Below are 16,386 nucleotides of genomic sequence, written 5' to 3' on the forward strand. Positions count from 1 at the left end.
TCCCTGCGTGACCTCGCCCGCTCGGTCACGGAGCCGCCACGGCGTCCCGGCCCAGCGCGCGGACGTCGGCGGCCAGCCGGTCGAGCTGGTCGCGCCGCTGGCGCAGGGAACGGATGCGGGAATCGCGCTCGGCGGTGGCCTCCCGGGTGGCCCGCTGGGCGGCGGCGACCGCGTCGGCCAGCGACCGGGACATCTCCTCGGCGGTGTCGGTGATCAGGTCGCGCAGGGTGCGCGACACCGTGCGCAGCCGGTCCTTGAGGTGCTTGGCGACCTGGAACACCACTTCGTCGAGGTGCCGGCGGACGACGGCCTTGGCCTCCGACCGGCGCCGCTGCAGGCGTTGCTGCTGGTCGTCCCGGTAGGCCTTGCGCCCGAGCAGGACACCGGCGACCACCGAGACCGGGTTGATGATCGCCATGCCGGCCAGGCTGGTGACCAGGCCGGTCATGAGCACGCCGGTGTAGGAGCCGCGCAGCCCGATGAGGGTCCGCTCGCGCAGCGTCATCGCGCCGTCGTCGACCGCCGGCAGGTCCACCAGGCCCGCCAGCGCGTCCCCCGCGGCACCGACGGTCAGCGCGGGGACCGCACCCCCGCCGTCCCGGGCGAACTGCTCGATGACCCGCTGCGCCAGCCACTCCGAGCGCTGCTCGGCCCAGACGTAGCTGTCGGCGACCGCCGCGGCGATCCGCCGGTCCAGCCATTCGGACAGCTCGGGCCACATCGGCCCGGGGTCCTGGGCGTCGATCGCCTCCTCGGCCTCCCGCACCACGACCCGGGAGCGGTCGCGCAGGTCGAAGTCGATGTCGGCCACGAGGTCGGTGACGCCGTCGGTGAGCACCTGCTGCCAGCGCGACGAGCGGCGGCGCAGGTCGTCGGCGGCGGTCCGGGCCTCCTCGAGCCCGCGGACCAGCGCGTCGCGCGCGGCGGGGTCCTCCAGGCCGGCCAGCTCGGTGCGCACCGCCAGGGAGAGGTGCTCGGTGACCGCGCCGAGGTCGTGCACCAGCGCGCGGCGGCCGAGCACCTCCGCGCGGTCGACCACCTCGCGACGCAGGTGGGTGACCAGCGCGCCGATCCCGGACTCCTCGTGCAGCTCGCGGTCGCGGTGCTGCACCGCCAGCTGGGCGAGGGCGGCCGAGACGGCGAACAGCGGCACCTCGAGGCCGCGGCGGGCCAGGTGGCCCCGGTCGAGCTCGGCCACCTCCCGCCAGTGCGGGCAGGCGTCGGTCTTGGTCAGCACGCAGACGACCGTCGGGCAGAGCGCGGCGGCCTGCTCGAGGAAGGCCATCTCGGGGGCGGTGAACTCCTGGCTGGCGTCGGACACCACCAGGACGGCGTCCGCGGTGGGCAACAGGTCGACGGTGCGCAGCGCCCGCTGCGCCCCGACGCCGCCCACGCCGGCGGTGTCGACCAGCTCGAGCCCGTCGAGCAGCCGGCGCGGCAGCTCCACCTCGGCCTGCACCAGCCGGTCGGTCCCCTCCCCGGTGACGCGCGCGGCGACCTGGTCGACGGGAACCGGCACCCGCTCGGTCGGCCCGTCGTCGTCGGGCGAGTCCCCACCGGACCCACCCGGCCCCGTGGCCAGCACCAGGCTGGCGCGCGGCGCCGCGCCGGCCCGCACCAGTGTCGGCACGACGGTCGCGACGTCGTCGGCCACCGGGCAGACCGGCGCGCCGACCAGGCCGTTGACCAGCGAGCTCTTCCCCTGCTTGGGCTCGCCGACGACGAGGACGCGCACCCGGGGGTCCGCGCTGCGGGCGCGGGCCTGCAGCAGCCGACGGCGCAGGTCCGGCCGCTCGCACGCTTGCGCGAGTGCCAGCGCCCGCTCGAGCAGCTGTGCTGGGGTCCCCATGGGTCACACACCTCCTGACGCCTCGGTCCTACCACCGGGACGCCGGCCGGGACAGCCACGGCAGCCGGGTCCCGGCCGCCCCCGCGGAGCGACCGGGACCCGGGGTATCTGCGGGGTCAGCCGCCGATGGTGACGTCCTCGGTCTCGGTCTCGGCCTCGGCGCCGTCGTCGGCCAGGGCGTTGCCGTTGAGCGACCCGTTGAGCGAGTCGTCCAGGCCGTCGTCGTCGGAGTTGAAGCTGTCCTCGGTGGTGATCGAGTCGTTGTCCTCGTTGCCGTTGAACGAGGAGTCGACGCCGTCGTCGTCGGACAGGTCGTTGCCGTTGAGCGAGCCGTTGAACGAGTCGTCGACCCCGTCGTCGTCGGACAGGTCGTTGCCGTTCAACGAGTCGTTGACGCTGTTGTCGGTCTGCGAGTTGTCCGAGTAGTCGTTGCCGACGTTCTCGTTCGACAGCTCGTTGCCGTTGAAGCTGTCGTCGACCCCGTCGTTGTCCTGCGACAGGTCGTTGCCGTTGAACGAGTCGTCGATGCTGTTGTCGGTGTTATCGCCGACCTGGCCACCGCGGTCGGCGATGACGTCGTTGTCCTCGTTGCCGCTGCCGTTGCCGTTGAACGAGTCCTCGGCGCGCTCGACGTCCAGGCCGTCGTTGTCCTGGTTGAAGCTGTCGACCGCCTGGTCGCCACCGATGTTGATCGGGCTGTCCTCGATGTCGACGTCGACGTCGGTGTCGTACGAGTCGCTCACCGAGTGGTCGCTGTTGTCGACCGCGGACTCCTCGACGTCGTCGCCGGCGACGATGCCGCCCTCGTTGTCGATCTGGGTGACGTCACCCTCGACGTCGCCGAAGATCGCCTGCGCGTCGCCGCTCACCCAGATGCTGTGCGAGGCGTCGATCTCGACGGTCGTCTCGTTGTGCGTGTAGTGCACCTCCTGCAGGTGGGTGATGACCACCGTCTCGGTGCCGCCGGCCGGCGCGGGGGCGTGGTGGTGCCCGCCGCCGCCGGCGTTGCCCTCCTCCTCGGGCTCGTCCTCGTCCCGGTCCACCGGCGCGACGCCGCCGCCAGAGTGCCCCTCGTCCTCGTCGTCCACCGGCCGCGCGTGGCCGCCCCGGTCGTCGTCGCAGTCGCGACCGCGGCCGCCCTCGTCGTCGCGGTCGGAGCCGCCGCGGTCGTCGTCCCGGTCGCCGCGGCCGTGGTGGCCGCCGCCGCTCCAGCCGGTGACCGTGGCGTAGTCCGCCACCATCGGCGCGAGGTCGGCCACGTCCTCCGGCGTGGCGTCGCGCAGGCCGGCGGCGTCCAGCATGCCCCGCGGGTCCGCCTCGTAGGCGGCGGCCTTCTCCGGGTCGCGGAACAGGCCGATGAGGAAGTCGAGCAGCGTGCTCGCGACGGTCGACATGACTGCACTCCTGGGGTCCCGAGCCGTCCACCCGTCGGCCGGCTGCTGCGGCGCAGTCGACTCCGGGGCGCCGTCCCCCGGCATCGGGGAGCCGCCCCCCATCGCCGGACCGGGATGGGGGATGTCCGCTGACGCTCCGTTAGGGGCTGCGGGGTGTCGCCCCCTCCGCACCGTCCGCGGCCGATCACGAACGGCGACACGCGGGACAGCGCGGACGGGCCCGACATACGTTGCGGCGACCCCGACCGGTCCGCAGGCGGACCCGGGGGGACGCATGGACAGGGGGACCTGTGCGCAAGGGCGAGTACGGGTTGGGAGTCGACGTCGGTGACGGCGCCGTCTCCGCGGCGGTTTGCGGGCCGGACGACGGGGCGGTGCCGCTGCGGCTCGGCGTGGGCCCAGTGGCGGCGGCGATCGGGGACGACGGGCGGGTCGCGCTGGTCCCGGCCGGCGGGACGGCCGCCCGCGCGCCGATGGTGGCACGCGTCGGCGACCCGGTGCCGGTGTACGCCGGCGGCCGCGCCGTGCCGGCCGCCGAGCTGGTCGCCGACGCCGTCCAGCAGGTCCGGGCGCTCGCCGCCGAGCAGGAAGGTCGGCCCGATGCGTGGACGGTGGTGACCGTGCCGCCGTCCTGGGCCGGGCACCGCTGCGCCGCGCTCGCCGACGCGCTCACCGCGGCCGGCGTCCCCCGCTTCTCCCTCGTGTCCTCCGCCGTCGCGGCGGTCGCCGCGCACGTCGTGGCCGGGGACCTGCCACCCGAGCCGACCGTCGCCGTGTACGACCTCGGCGCCGGCACGCTGGACACCGCCGTCGTGGGCCCGGGCGAGGACCGGCTGCTGGAGCACCTCGCCGTCCCGCCGGCGCGGCTGCCCTGGGGCGGCCGGGACGTCGACGACGTGGTCCTCGCCCACGTCCTCGACTGCCGAGGCACGCCGGACGGGGACCCCGGGGCGCTGCGGGCGGCCTGCCGCGCAGCCAAGGAGGCGCTGTCGACGGCCACCGTCGTCAGCGTCGACGCCGGTGGGGTGGACGGACCGGTCCGGCTCACCCGGGAGGAGCTCGACGAGGTGCTCGCCGGGCCGGTTCGGGGGTCGGCCGAGGCGCTCGCCGCCGCCGTGGCGGCCGCGGGGCTCGCAGCCGACGACCTGGACGCCGTGGTGCTGACCGGCGGCGGCGTGCGGGTCCCGCTGGTCGCGGAGGCCGTCAGCGACGCGCTCGGGCGGCCGCTGGTCGTGGCCGGGGACCCCGCGCTGACCGCCGCGCTCGGGGCGGCCGCACTGGCGGCCGACGCCCTCGCCGCCGAGCCGCCCGCCGGCGCGGCACCTGCCGACGGGCCGCGGGCGGTGTCCCCCACCGTCGAGGGGACGCCGGCCCTCCCGCAGCCCCGGGCCCCCCGCGGCCGGACCCGCCCGGGGTCCCCTCCGCGGGCGGCGACCCGGCCGGGACGGCGGCGGGGCAGCCGGCTGGGCCGCGGCGCGGTCGTGGCCGGCCTGGCGCTCGGGCTCCTGATCCTGGGGCCGGCGGCGGCTGGGCTGTTCGACGCCGTCCTGACGCCCGGGCCCGCGGGCCAGGAGGCGACCGCCCAGGCCGACGACCACTCCGGCGACGGGGCCGTGGTCGCCCGGGGGTCGGCGGCCGTGGGCGGGGACGCGACCGCGCGCGCCGGGGGGAGCGCCGGGCGAGGCGCGCCGCGGTCGGCGGCCGAGCCCACGAGCTCCCCCCGGACCAGTCTCGCCGCCGCCATCGCCACCGCGGCCCGCACCGGCGCGCCGTCCGCAGCCGACAGCGCGGCGCCCACGAGGGACCGCCCGGCGCCCGGGACCACGGCGCTCCCCGCGGCCCCGTCCCCGACCCCCGACGGCGAGACGCCGTCCAGCCCGGCGTCGACGGGCGCCCCGGCGACCGGGCCGACGGCGGGACCGTCCACGTCGGCCCCCGCCGAGCAGCCGACCGGGAACGGGCGGCCCCCCACCTCGCAGCCCCCCGTCTCCCAGCCGCCGACCCCCCAGCCCCCGGTGTCGCAGCCCCCGGTCCCGGAGCCCCCGGTCTCCCAGCCGCCGGTCTCCGAGCCCCCCGGGTCGCAGCCGCCCGCCTCGAACCCGCCGGCCCAGCAGCCGCCGACCTCCGAGGCACCCGTGGAGGAGTCGGCGCCGGTGGTGGAACAGCCGGCGACCGGGCAGACCGATCCGGGGTCCGCGCCGACCGACGCCCCCGCGACCGGATCGACTGCCTCGACGGGGGGTGCGGCGTGAGCGCGGCGACCGGGTGGGGCCCGGAGCTGGTGCGCGAGCTGACCGCCCCCTCCGGCCGGGTCCCGGCGGTCGTGACCGTGGTCGGACCGGGCGGCACCGGCAAGTCGCTGCTGCTGGCCGAGCTGGCGACGGCGCACGAGCGGGCCGGGCTGGCCGTGCTCGACGCCGTCCCCGAGGACCCGGCCGCGCTGCCGGGCCCCGTCGCGGTCCTCGTCGACGACGCCCACCACCTGGACGACGCCGAGGTGGCCCGCCTGGGCGTGCTGGTGCGCTCGCCCGCCGCCCGCGTGGTGCTCGCCCTGCGCCCGTGGCCGCGGCCGCCCGCGCTGGGCGCGCTGTTGGCCGAGGCCGGGCCGGCCCGGCGCACCGTCGGCCTCGCGCACGCCGACCGCGGCCGGCTGCGCGAGTGGGCCCGCGAGCTGCTGGGCGAGGCGCTGGCCCCCGATCTCGCCGACGCCGTCCTGACCCAGACCGGCGGGTTGCCCGCCTTCGCCGTCCCCCTGCTGCGCGCCTGGGGCCGGCGCGGACTGGGCGCCGCCGCGCAGCCGGGGCGCCTCGCGGTGCCCGAGGAGGTCGCCGACCGCGTCCGGGCCGACCTGGCCGCGGTGGAGGAGCAGACCCGTGCGCTGCTGCACGCCCTCGCGGCCGGGGCGCCCCTCGACGAGGACGTGCTGGGCGAGCTACTCGGGGTGCCGCCGGACCGGGCGGTCGGGCTGCTGGACGCCGGCCGGGCCACCGGGCTGCTGCTGGGCACCGGCGAGGTCGTGCCGCTCGCGGCCCGTGCGCTGCTGGCGGTCACCCCGCCCGACGTGACCCGGCGGGTCCGCCGCCAGGTGCTGGCACTCCTGGTCGAGCGCGGCGAGGAGCCGGTCGAGCTGGCCCGGCGGCTGGCCGCCGAACAGGTGCGCGACCGGCACGCAGCCCGGCTGCTGGAGCGGCACGGGGAGGCGGCGCTGACCCACGACCCGGCGCTGGCCGCGCAGCTGCTCGGGGAGGCGGCGCGCAGCGGGGCGCCGGTGGCGTCGCTGGCCGGCCGGCGCGCACAGGCCGCCGCGCTGGCCGGGGACCTCGACGGCGCGCTGCAGTGGGCCGACACCGCACTGGCTGACGAGTCCGCGCCGGACCGGGCCCGCGCGGCCGGGGTGACCGCGGCCGTCCTGGCCCAGCGGGGTCTGCTGTCCCGCGTCGCGGGGCTGTGCCGGCTCGCCGGGAGCGAGCGCGCGGGGTCGGCGGCGCTGGCGCTGGTAGCGACCGGCGAGCCCGACGCGGCGGCCGCCGCCCTCGAGGCGGCGCGCACCGCCCGGGAGCTGCCCACGGTGCTGTCGGTGAGCGAGGAGCTCACCGCGCAGGGGGTGCTGCAGTCGCTGCGCACGGGGGACGACGCCGCCGCGGACATCGCCGCCGCGCTGTCGACGCTCACCCGTGCGGCCGCGCTGCTCGAGCCGGTGGGCCGCACCGCGCTGTTAGTCGACTCGCCTGCGGCGCTGGCCGCGCTGGTCGCGCTGCACAGCGGAGAGCTGGGGGTGGCCGAGTCGGTGCTGCAGCGGGCCGTCGGTGCCGACCTCGGCGGACCGCCGTGCCGGCGCCGGCACCGGCTGCTGCTGGCGTGGATCGCGATGCTGGCCGGCCGGGTGACGCAGGCGCGGGAGCACATGGCCTGCGCGCAGGAGGACGGCGGCCCGCTGGAGCCGCGTGACGACGTCGTCCTGCAGGCCCTGGAGGTGGGGCTGGCGCGGCGCGGCAGCGACCTGCCGGCCCTGGTGCGCGCGTGGGTGCGGGCGCGGGAGGCGGTGGTCCGGTACCCGGTGGACCTGTTCACCCTGCTGCCGTTGGGCGAGCTGGTGGTCGCCGCGGCCCGGCTGCGGGACGGCGAGCGGCTGCGGCCGCACCTGACCGAGGCGCAGGCGCTGCTGGCGCGGCTGGGCGACCCGCAGCTGTGGGCGACCTCGCTGCACTGGAGCGGCGCGCAGGCGGCGATCCTGGCCGACGACCCCGAGGGCCTGAGGCCGCACGCGGCGGCGCTGGTGGCGGCGGCCCGGACCAGCCCCTACGCGGCCACGCTGGCGCGGGCCGGGCGGACCTGGCTGCACGTGCTGTCGGGGGACGTCGACCCCGACGCGGTGGTGAGCACGGCCGAGCAGCTCACCGCGGTGGGGCTGGGCTGGGACGGGTCGCGGCTGGCCGGTCAGGCGGCGGCGCGGGCGACCGACGCCCGGGCCCGCTCGGTGCTGCTGGGCTGTGCGCGGTCACTGGCCGACAGCGCCGGCTGCGAGACGGCACCGGCGGTGCCGGTGCCGCGGTCGGCCGGCCGCGACGCCGCCCCGCCCGGCCCGTCGGCGGTGGTCACCGGGACGCTGAGCGACCGGGAGCGCGAGGTGGCCCGCCTGGTGGTGGCCGGCCAGACCTACCGCGAGATCGGCGGGCGCCTCTACATCTCCGCGAAGACCGTGGAGCACCACGTCTCCCGGATGCGCCAGCGGCTGGGGGCGGGCACCCGGTCGGACCTGCTGGCCCGGCTGCGCGCCGAACTGGCCGAGGAGCCGGCCTGAGGGAGGACCCCCCTGCTCCCCACCACTCGCGAGCTCGCAGCGGGTCCCTGCAGGGGAGCCACCCCGTCAGCTCGTGAGGACCACGCAGGCGGGGCAGACGTCGCGGGCCGGCGTCGGCCAGGACTGCTCGACGTCGATGCGGGCCAGCGAGCCGCAGAGGGTGAGCTCGCAGGCGCCGTCGACCTCGGCGGTGGGGCGGTGCAGCTCGACGGCGTGCCAGAGGGCCGACGTCGGGCCGTGCGCGCGGCTGCGGGCGGCGACGAACGTGGTGGCGGCGAGGGTGGAGGCGCTCATGTCCCAGGGTGTCGGCAGGACGCCGCCGCAGGGTCACTGCCGGTGGCGGCGTCCTCACCCCTCCGGGTGAGCCGCTCACCCGGAGGCGGGCCAGGCGGGTCTCGCGGGCCGGGGGCAGGATGCGGGCATGGAGCTGACCAAGCACGGCCATGCCTGCGTCGTCCTGAGCGAGGACGACCGGCGGCTCGTCATCGACCCGGGCGGGTTCACCGACCCGTCGGTGCTGCAGAGGGCGAGCGCGGTCCTGGTGACCCACGAGCACGCCGACCACTTCGCCCCCGACGTGCTCAGCGCCGCCATGGACGCCGATCCCGCCCTCGAGGTGTGGACCAACCCGTCGGTGGCCGGCCGGCTCGACGGCGCGGCCGGCCGGGTGCACGCGGTCGGGGACGGCGACGCGCTGACCGTCGCCGGCTTCGACGTGACCGTGCACGGGGAGCTGCACGCGGTGATCCACCCGGAGATCCCGCGGGTGGCCAACGTCGGCTTCCTGGTCGGCGGGGTGGTCTTCCACCCCGGGGACGCGTTCACCGTGCCCAGCGAGCCGGTGGCCACGCTGCTGCTGCCGGTGCACGCGCCCTGGTCCAAGACCGCCGAGGTGATCGACTACGTGCGGGCCGTGGACGCCGACCAGGCGTACGCCATCCACGACGGGCTGCTCAACGACGCCGGTCTGGGCATCGTCGGTGGCCTGCTGGGTGAGCGCGGGCCGGGGACGCCGACCCCGTTCGGCCGGCTGGCACCGGGCGACTCCGTCGAGCTCTGAGGTCTGCCGGTGTCCGGCGTCAGTGGACGGCGCGGTTGCGGCCGGCCGCCACGGCCTCGGCGATGCCGACCACCAGTACGGCGGCGAGGAGGGCGAAGACGAAGCCCCAGGAGTTGAGCTCGGTGATCGAGCCGACGTCCAGCCAGTCGGCGATGAGTCCGCCGATGACCGCGCCGACGACGCCGAGCAGCATCGTGGCGAGGACGCTCATCGGCTGGCGGCCGGGCTGGAGCAGCCGGGCCAGGGCCCCGATCACCAGGCCGACGGCGATGAGGCCGAGGATCTGCACGGTCTACTCCCTCGTGCTCACGGGCCGTGGGCGCCGACCCCGACCAGCCGGCTGACCCCGGGGGACTCCGTCGAGCTGTGGAGCCCCCCGGGGACCGGCGTCAGCGGATGGCGCGGCTGTTCCGGCCGGTGAGCGTCGATGCCGCCACCACCAGCACCGCCGCCAGGATGATGGAGATGATCCACCTCATCCAGTCGATGCCTGGAGTGGCCGCCACACCCAGCGCGCCGCTCACGTAGTACCCGATGAGCACCCCGCCGATGCCGCACAGCAGCGTGAGCCACAGGGGCGTGTTGTCTCGCGCGCCGGGGGCGACGAACTTCCCCAGCAGGCCGATGATGAGCCCCGCGATGATCAACCCAATGATTTCCATAGCCAACTCCTCGGTAGCCCGCCCGGAGCGCGTACACCCGGCACAGCGCCGGGTGCTGCACACCGAATCATGGCGCTCCCGTACCCGGCGGTCGAGGAGACGATGCGCGCGTCGCCCAATCTGATGATCACTCCTGCAGGCGGGCGACGTGCGCGGGCAGCCGATCCAGCTCGCCGTCCACCGTGCGCTGCACCATCTCGCGCACGCCGCCGCGCATCAGGCGCTGGGTGAGCCGCTGGGTCAGGCGACCGCCGGCGTGCGGCTCGTGGCTGACGGTGATGGTCACGAGCGTGGCGCCGGGTGCGGCGTCGGCGAGCCGGATCGTCGTCGTCCAGGTCTCGGGGGTCAGCCGCAGCCGGGTGGTGACCCGCTCCCGCGGCACCCACTCGACGATCTCCCCTTGCGGTGCGCCCGCGGGCGGCGCCACGCCGTCGTCCAGGCGGCCGGGCACGCACACGAAGCGGGTGCCGCGGCCCGGCGCGCCGTCGCCCTCGACGACGTAGGAGACGTCGCAGACGGCGCAGTACGGCGCGAGCACGGCCAGCGCCTCCCACACCCGGCGCCGCTCGTGGGGCAGCTCGCGGCTGCCGCTCGCGGTGACCGGCTGCGGCATGGGACCTCCGGGGACGACGGGTGCTGCCGCGCCGACGGTAGCCCGCGCCGGCCACCCCCCAGGGCTCGCCGGCCTGCTGCAGGGTCCCGTCGCGAGCCTGGTGAGGTGCAGGCACGACCCCCTTGCAGGGTCCCGCCGCGAGCCTGGTGAGGTGCTGGAACGGCCCCCTTGCAGGGTCCCGCCGCGAGCTTGCGAGGGGCGGGGGGCAAGGGGGTCCTTCTTCAGCGGCCGCTGACCGAGACCTCGAACTCGACCTGGCTGACGTCGGGCCGCAGCCGGGAGAAGCTGTGCACGAGCGGGTGGCCCGCGCTGTCGCGGACCGTCGTCCGGACGACGAGCAGCGGCGAGCCGGCGACCACGCACAGCAGGTCCGCCTCGTCCGGGGCGGCGGTGCCGACGTCCACGACGATCCGCGCGTGCGCCAGGTCGGCCGAGTACTCCCGGCGGAGGAACTCGTACAGCGAGCCCTCGCTGAGGTCCGCCTCGGCCGCCCGGGGGTACGTGGCGGCGGGCAGGAAGCTGTGCGCCACGTGGTTGGGGGTGCCGTCGACGCTGCGGAGCCGGACCAGCTCGACGACGTCGGTCGCCGCCTCGAGCCCCAGCTCCGCGGTGACCGGCGGCTGGGCGGGGACGACCCGCTGGGTGAGCACCGTGGTGCCCACCTGCGCGCCCTGCTCGGTCATCACCGAGCTCCAGCCGGCGATGCGGTGCACGAAGCTCTCGCGGTACTCGTGGCGGATCGCCGGGCGGGTGACGTAGGTGCCCCGGCCCTGCTCGCGCACGAGGTGCCCGTCGGCCACCAGCCCGTCGACCGCGCGGCGCAGCGTGATCCGGCTGACCCCGTACTCCTCGCACAGGACCGGCTCGGGCGGCAGCAGCGTGTGCTCGGGCAGCGCGGACACCCGGCGGCGCAGGTTCTCGCGGACCGAGAGGTACTTCGGTCCCGACACGGCGCTCGTCACGCATCAAAGGTACTGCCTGTGTAGACGTCTGGTCGTCTACAGACGTCTCACTCACCCGGCCGTGTCCCGCAGCCGCCACGCGGTCGTGGGACGGGGCGTGCGGAAGTCCCGGGCGCCACAGATGATGTGCTGGCCTCTCGGCGTTCGCGCCCGCTCACTGTCAGAAGTGACCGAGCGCCGGGGGCGCCGAGCACCGGAGGGGGGACCGACTGTGGCCCAGGACCACCGCGCCCGTCAGTACGCCTCCACGCACCAGCGGATCTACGACGCCGCGATGGAGCTGTTCACCGAGCTGGGCTACGAGGAGGTCCCGATCTCCCGCCTGGCCTCGGCGGCCGGGGTCTCGGTGCAGACGTTCTACGCCCACTACGCGGGCAAGGACGAGCTCATCATGGCGCTGCCGGAGCGTGCCGACGTCGACGCCCTCATCGCCAGCGTCCCGGCCGACCGGCCGCTCCGCGAGCGGACCAGCTCGGCGATCCTCGGCTTCGTCCGCGGGCTGTCGGGTGACCGCTACGCCGACGCGCTGGCCCGGTGGCGGCTCATCGCGCGGACGGCGCGGTTGCGCTACCGGGCGGCGGAGTACGAGCGCGCGACCGCGCAGCTGTTCCTCGACTCCCTCGGCGTGGCCGCCGACCCGGCCGCCACCGTCGTCGTCACGGCCCACCTGTCGGCCTACACGCAGGCGCTGCTGCGCTGGGGGGAGTCCGGCGGCGAGCTGGCGTTGGCGGCGGTCGTCGAGGAGGCCCTGGACGCGCTGCGCGGGCTGTGAGCCTCACGGGGCGCGCAGCTCGACCACGGCCACCTCGGGCCGCGCGCCGATCCGCATCGGCGGCCCCCAGAAGCCGGCGCCGGTGGTGACGTAGAGCTGGGTGTCCCCGACCCGCGACAGCCCCTGGACGGCCGGCTGGTCGAGCCGCACCGCGTAGTCGAAGGGCCACAGCTGGCCGCCGTGCGTGTGCCCGGACAACTGCAACCCCACCCCGGCGGCCGCCGCCTGCGCCACCTGCACCGGCTGGTGGGCCAGGAGCACCACCGGGACGGCGTCGTCGCGGCCGTCCAGCGCGGTGTCGAGGTCGGCGCCGTGGCCGGGCACGCCGGAGCTGATCGCCGTCCGGTCGTCGATGCCGGCGAGATCGACCGACGCGCCGCCGCGCACGATCGGCACCCGCTCGTTGCGCAGCACCCGGACGCCCAGCGTGGGCAGGTGGCGCAGCCACGCGGTGGTGTCGACGAAGTACTCGTGGTTGCCGGTCACGAAGTAGACGCCCTGCTCGCTCACCAGGTCGGCCAGCGGGGCCACCTCGTCGCGCAGCTCCCCCAGCTCGCCGTCCACCAGGTCGCCGACGATCGCCACGACGTCGGGCCGCTGCTCGTTGACCAGCTCGACCAGCCGCTCGAAGCGCCGGGTGCTCGACATGGCCGAGAGGTGGCCGTCGGAGAAGGTGACGATCCGCAGGCCGTCCAGGGCCGGGTCCAGGCCGGCCAGCGTCACCGGCACCCGGCGGACGACGGGCGCGCTGTTGGCCAGGTAGGCGCCGGTGCCCGCCGTGCCGAGCGCGACCACCCCGGCGGTCGCCGCCAGCCCCCGCGCCAGCAGCAACCGCCGCGACGGGAGAAGGACCGTGTCATCGCCGTCCCGCCGGTCGGCACCGCTTCCAGGTGCGATCCCGGCCGCCGTGGAGCCGCTGCCCGTGTCCCGGTCGGTAGGAGGACCTCCCTGCCCGCCACCGCTCGCAAGCTCGTGGCGGGACCCTGCAGGAAGGCCGCCCGGGCCCCCGCGACCGGTCCACACCGGCTCAGGTGCCGTCCCCGACTGCTCTCCGGCCGTTGCCTCCCTCCGGGCCCCACTCGCGACGACCCGGTCGTCCTCGGCCACCGTCGTCGGGCTCGCCGCGCTCCGGAACCGGCGGCGGAGGAGCAGCCGGACCGGCTCGAGGGCGAGCAGGGTCAGGAACAGGTAGAAGGCGACGCCGAGCCAGCTGAACCCGACCCACTGCACCACGGTGCTCAGCAGCGAGTCCTGGCGCCGCAGCACGACCGCGCCCACCGGCAGCACGGCGACGACCACGAGGCCCAGCGTCAGCAGCCGGCGCGTGCGGCCCGGCCGGGTGGTGCTGCGGACCAGCCGCCACCACAGGTAGCCGTGCAGCAGCAGCACGGCCAGGAGGACGACGGTGGCGAAGCCCAGCAGGCCGATCAGGGACAGGACGGACTCCTCGTGCTCGTGGGGACCTCACGCGTCGGGCCGGTCCCGTTCGCGACCTCCTTGCAGTGTCCCCGGCCCCGCCACCAGCCCGGGAGAACGGACGGGGACGGCCGCCCTCCAGGGGTCCGCGCCGAGCGTGGCGGCTGGTCCTCAGCCCAGCGAGGCCACCGCCTTGACCGCCCTCCGGAGATCGCGTTCCTGCGTCCAGAACCCCGCCTCGGCGGCCTCGGCCCGGGCCTCCTCGAGACCGTGTAGCCGGCCGTAGGTCCAGGCGTTCTCGCCCGCCGCGAAGGCGGCCCGCCCGACCCGCACCGCGACGTCGCGGGTGACCACGGTGTCCTGCGCGGCGCCCAGCAGGTCCTGCACCTGCTTGGTGCAGTCGACCAGCGCCGTCGCCGGCGCCCCGAACTCGGCCTCCGCGACCTCCGCGGTGTACCGGACCCGCTTGGCGGCCTTCCGGACCTCGTGCAGCAGGTGGTGCCGCTCGGCCCCCTCGGCCTCGCGGGCCGCGTCGACGATCCGGCGCAACCGCTTGCCCGTACGGCGGACGGCGTCGGCCAGCTGCGCGGGCGCGGGCGCTGCCGCCAGCTCGGTCACCGGCGGGTCGGCCAGCAATGCGTCGAGGGCGTCGAGCAGCCGCAGGTAGCGCCGGTCGGTGAGCGTGCGGGTGACCCGGCTGGCCCCGGCCTGGTGGTCCTTGATCTCGGTCTGCTGCAGCCGGGCGGCGACCGGTCCGAGCACCAGCTCGACCGGCTGGGCGGCGACCAGCTCGCGCAGGTGGGAGAGCGCCACCTCGGTGTCCCGGGCGCCGGACAGCTCGGCGCCCACCCACTGCAGCTCGGCGCGCAGCGGGTCGGTGTGCTCGCGGTCGAGCACCGAGCGGAAGGCGGCCAGGATGCTGCGCAGCCGACGGCAGGCGACCCGAAGGTCGTGCACGCCCTCGGGCTGCTCGGTCCGCACCGCCAGGTCGGCGTTCCGGAGCGCCTGCAGCTGCCCGGCCACCGCCCCGAGGACCACCTCGCCCGCCGTGCGGACCGGGGCCTTCACCTTCCTGCCCTTCTTGCCCTCGCCCTTGCCCGCCTTCCCGTCGACCGCCGCCGGTTCCGGAGCGGGGGCCGCCGGCGCCGGCAGCCGCCCGCCGAGCACCCGGCGGAGCTTCGAGGGGACGGCGGAGGGCCGGGCGCCGGCCGCGACGAGCCGCTCGGTGACCGCCTCGAGCAGCGCCTCGTCGCCGTCGACCAGCTCGACCTCGAGCTCGCGCCAGGTGGTCACGGTGGCCGGCTCGCCAGGGTCGGTCGCGAACGCCGTGCCGACGACGGCGTCGTCGGCCACCTCGGCCAGCACCCGGCTGCCCTCGTCGAGCAGCCGGTGCACCACCCGGCGCGTGGAGATGGTCGCGACCGGCTCGGCTGCGGCGGTGCCCAGCAGGCCGAGCACGGGGGCGACGACGGCGCGCGGGGCGGTGCGGGCCGCCCGCCCGACCGGCTGGTGCAGCTCACGCCGGGCGCCGTCGGCGCCCGGCAGCTTCACGTGCCAGCCGGCGTCGGCCCCGCCGGTGCGCCGCCGCAGCGTCACCCGGGAGCGCAGCAGCCGCAGGTCCGGGGTGTCGTAGTAGGTCGCCTCGAGCGACTGCTCCTCCGGGTCGCCGACCCCGGCGACCTCTCCGACACCGGTCAGATCGGGGAGGGAGAAGCCCTCGTCGGCCTCGAACTTGCGCTCGACCTCGATGTGCTCGCTGGTCACGGTGCCACGGTAAGCAGGGAGGACCGCGTCAGCACACCGGCGGACGCCGCGCAGCACCCCATGTTCGGCCGGTGTCCCGGGTGGGCACGCTGGACCCGGCGGGTCCCGCGGGGGACCTGCGAGGACGAGGGGAGCCGACCCGGTGTTGAGCGAGCGAGAACTGTCCGCGGCGATCGGCAGCGCGGCCTACGGCCCGGACGGCGAGAAGATCGGCACGGTCGAGCACTTCTTCACCGACGACCGCACCGGCGCCCCCACCTGGGTGGCGGTCTCCACCGGGCTGTTCGGCACCCGGCACTCCGTCGTCCCCGCGACCGACGCCACCTTCTCCGAGGGCAGCGTGCGGCTGCCGGTGACCAAGGAGGCGGTCCGCACCGCCCCGCCGGTCTCCGACCAGCACCTCGACCCCGACACCGAGGCGCTGCTGCGCCGGCACTACGGCCTCGACAGCGGGACGGGGACGACGGCGCCGGCGGCGCCGGCGGCACCGGCCGGCGACGACACGACCACCCGCGACCTCTCCCAGCCGCCGTCCGACGCGACCGGGCCCGGCTCCCAGCAGGACACGGTGAGCACCGACCAGGCGGCCGCCGGCGGGCACACCGTGCCGGTGGCCGCCGTCCCGGGCCCTCAGGCCGCGACCACCGACGGCGCCATGACCCGCAGCGAGGAGCAGCTGCGGGTCACCACCGAGCGGTACGCCGCCAAGCGGGTGCGGGTGGTCAAGTACGTGGTCACCGAGGAGGTTCAGGTCACCGTCCCGATCCGCCGCGAGGAGATCCGGATCGAGGAGCTGCCCCTGGACGACGACGCGCCCGCGGCCGCCGGCGCTCTGGGTGCGGTGGGCACGGGCGGCCTGCCGGAGACGATCGTGCTGCACACCGAGCGCCCGGTGGTCGCGACCGAGGTCGTGCCGGTGGAGCGGGTGCGGCTGCGCACCGAGTGGGTGGAGGAGCAGGCGCAGGTCCGCGACCAGGTGCGCCACGAGCGGGTCGACGTCGACGAGGACCGCCTGGGCCGGGAGCGCGCGGAGCACGACCGCCCGGGCCGGCACCGCCTGGACCGGGACCGCCTCGGCTAGGCGCGTCGGTCG

14 protein-coding genes are annotated in these 16,386 nt (G+C 76.6%); 5 read left to right on the forward strand and 9 right to left on the reverse strand.

The window, feature by feature from the left end; translation table 11 throughout:
* Positions 1-25 precede the first annotated feature (25 nt).
* Complete coding sequence (locus BLW63_RS15835) at positions 26-1,849, reverse strand: dynamin family protein (RefSeq protein ID WP_091158279.1); 1,824 nt, start codon at positions 1,847-1,849, stop codon at positions 26-28.
* 116 nt (positions 1,850-1,965) lie between these two features.
* Positions 1,966-3,243 (reverse strand): IniB N-terminal domain-containing protein, encoded by a 1,278-nt coding sequence (locus tag BLW63_RS15840; RefSeq protein WP_091158281.1) that lies wholly within the window; start codon positions 3,241-3,243, stop codon positions 1,966-1,968.
* A 290-nt stretch (positions 3,244-3,533) separates the two neighbouring features.
* Here BLW63_RS15840 and BLW63_RS28600 point away from each other — a divergent pair, with 290 nt between their 5' ends.
* Both BLW63_RS28600 and BLW63_RS15850 read left to right on the forward strand, forming a co-directional pair.
* Positions 3,534-5,495 carry an Hsp70 family protein gene (locus tag BLW63_RS28600; RefSeq protein WP_091158283.1) on the forward strand — a complete coding sequence of 654 codons (1,962 nt, stop codon included), beginning with the start codon at positions 3,534-3,536 and terminating at the stop codon, positions 5,493-5,495.
* A complete protein-coding gene (locus BLW63_RS15850; RefSeq protein ID WP_091158286.1) occupies positions 5,492-8,044 on the forward strand; it encodes a helix-turn-helix transcriptional regulator in 2,553 nt (850 codons plus the stop codon). Before BLW63_RS28600 ends, BLW63_RS15850 begins: the two co-directional genes overlap by 4 nt.
* A gap of 66 nt (positions 8,045-8,110) precedes the next feature.
* On the opposite strand, the gene BLW63_RS15855 is transcribed toward BLW63_RS15850, so the two are convergent.
* Complete coding sequence (locus BLW63_RS15855) at positions 8,111-8,338, reverse strand: hypothetical protein (RefSeq protein WP_091158288.1); 228 nt, start codon at positions 8,336-8,338, stop codon at positions 8,111-8,113.
* 127 nt (positions 8,339-8,465) lie between these two features.
* On the opposite strand from BLW63_RS15855, the gene BLW63_RS15860 reads away from it, so the two are divergent.
* Positions 8,466-9,104, forward strand: coding sequence for an MBL fold metallo-hydrolase (locus BLW63_RS15860; protein ID WP_091158291.1), 639 nt, complete (start codon positions 8,466-8,468; stop codon positions 9,102-9,104).
* A 19-nt stretch (positions 9,105-9,123) separates the two neighbouring features.
* On the opposite strand, the gene BLW63_RS15865 is transcribed toward BLW63_RS15860, so the two are convergent.
* From BLW63_RS15865 to BLW63_RS15880, 4 genes are all read right to left on the reverse strand, one after another.
* Positions 9,124-9,393: a GlsB/YeaQ/YmgE family stress response membrane protein gene (locus BLW63_RS15865; RefSeq protein WP_211517133.1), complete on the reverse strand. Its 270-nt coding sequence runs from the start codon at positions 9,391-9,393 to the stop codon at positions 9,124-9,126.
* Between the two features lie 100 nt (positions 9,394-9,493).
* A complete protein-coding gene (locus BLW63_RS15870; protein ID WP_091158295.1) occupies positions 9,494-9,766 on the reverse strand; it encodes a GlsB/YeaQ/YmgE family stress response membrane protein in 273 nt (90 codons plus the stop codon).
* Between the two features lie 127 nt (positions 9,767-9,893).
* Complete coding sequence (locus tag BLW63_RS15875; RefSeq protein ID WP_091158298.1) at positions 9,894-10,379, reverse strand: SRPBCC family protein; 486 nt, start codon at positions 10,377-10,379, stop codon at positions 9,894-9,896.
* A gap of 221 nt (positions 10,380-10,600) precedes the next feature.
* A complete protein-coding gene (locus tag BLW63_RS15880) occupies positions 10,601-11,341 on the reverse strand; it encodes a GntR family transcriptional regulator (protein ID WP_244522613.1) in 741 nt (246 codons plus the stop codon).
* Between the two features lie 211 nt (positions 11,342-11,552).
* On the opposite strand from BLW63_RS15880, the gene BLW63_RS15885 reads away from it, so the two are divergent.
* The gene (locus BLW63_RS15885; protein WP_170856802.1) at positions 11,553-12,113 is read left to right on the forward strand and encodes a TetR/AcrR family transcriptional regulator; all 561 of its coding nucleotides are present in this window, start codon (positions 11,553-11,555) and stop codon (positions 12,111-12,113) included.
* A gap of 3 nt (positions 12,114-12,116) precedes the next feature.
* Here BLW63_RS15885 and BLW63_RS15890 read toward each other — a convergent pair whose 3' ends face one another.
* Positions 12,117-13,502 (reverse strand): metallophosphoesterase, encoded by a 1,386-nt coding sequence (locus BLW63_RS15890; protein ID WP_244522614.1) that lies wholly within the window; start codon positions 13,500-13,502, stop codon positions 12,117-12,119.
* Positions 13,503-13,700: 198 nt separating this feature from the next.
* A complete protein-coding gene (locus tag BLW63_RS15895) occupies positions 13,701-15,293 on the reverse strand; it encodes a CYTH and CHAD domain-containing protein (RefSeq protein WP_091158303.1) in 1,593 nt (530 codons plus the stop codon).
* Between the two features lie 142 nt (positions 15,294-15,435).
* On the opposite strand from BLW63_RS15895, the gene BLW63_RS15900 reads away from it, so the two are divergent.
* Complete coding sequence (locus tag BLW63_RS15900) at positions 15,436-16,374, forward strand: DUF2382 domain-containing protein (RefSeq protein WP_091158304.1); 939 nt, start codon at positions 15,436-15,438, stop codon at positions 16,372-16,374.
* Positions 16,375-16,386 lie beyond the last annotated feature (12 nt).

Origin of the sequence: Geodermatophilus africanus, from assembly GCF_900107105.1 — a bacterium.
Lineage (GTDB): Bacteria > Actinomycetota > Actinomycetes > Mycobacteriales > Geodermatophilaceae > Geodermatophilus > Geodermatophilus africanus.

Coding starts and splice junctions, on each gene's coding strand:
- BLW63_RS15870 (WP_091158295.1), bottom strand. CDS start 9,766: ATGGAAATCATTGGGTTGATCATCGCGGGGCTCATCATCGGCCTGCTG.
- BLW63_RS15855 (WP_091158288.1), bottom strand. CDS start 8,338: ATGAGCGCCTCCACCCTCGCCGCCACCACGTTCGTCGCCGCCCGCAGC.
- BLW63_RS15860 (WP_091158291.1), top strand. CDS start 8,466: ATGGAGCTGACCAAGCACGGCCATGCCTGCGTCGTCCTGAGCGAGGAC.
- BLW63_RS15835 (WP_091158279.1), bottom strand. CDS start 1,849: ATGGGGACCCCAGCACAGCTGCTCGAGCGGGCGCTGGCACTCGCGCAA.
- BLW63_RS15875 (WP_091158298.1), bottom strand. CDS start 10,379: ATGCCGCAGCCGGTCACCGCGAGCGGCAGCCGCGAGCTGCCCCACGAG.
- BLW63_RS15840 (WP_091158281.1), bottom strand. CDS start 3,243: ATGTCGACCGTCGCGAGCACGCTGCTCGACTTCCTCATCGGCCTGTTC.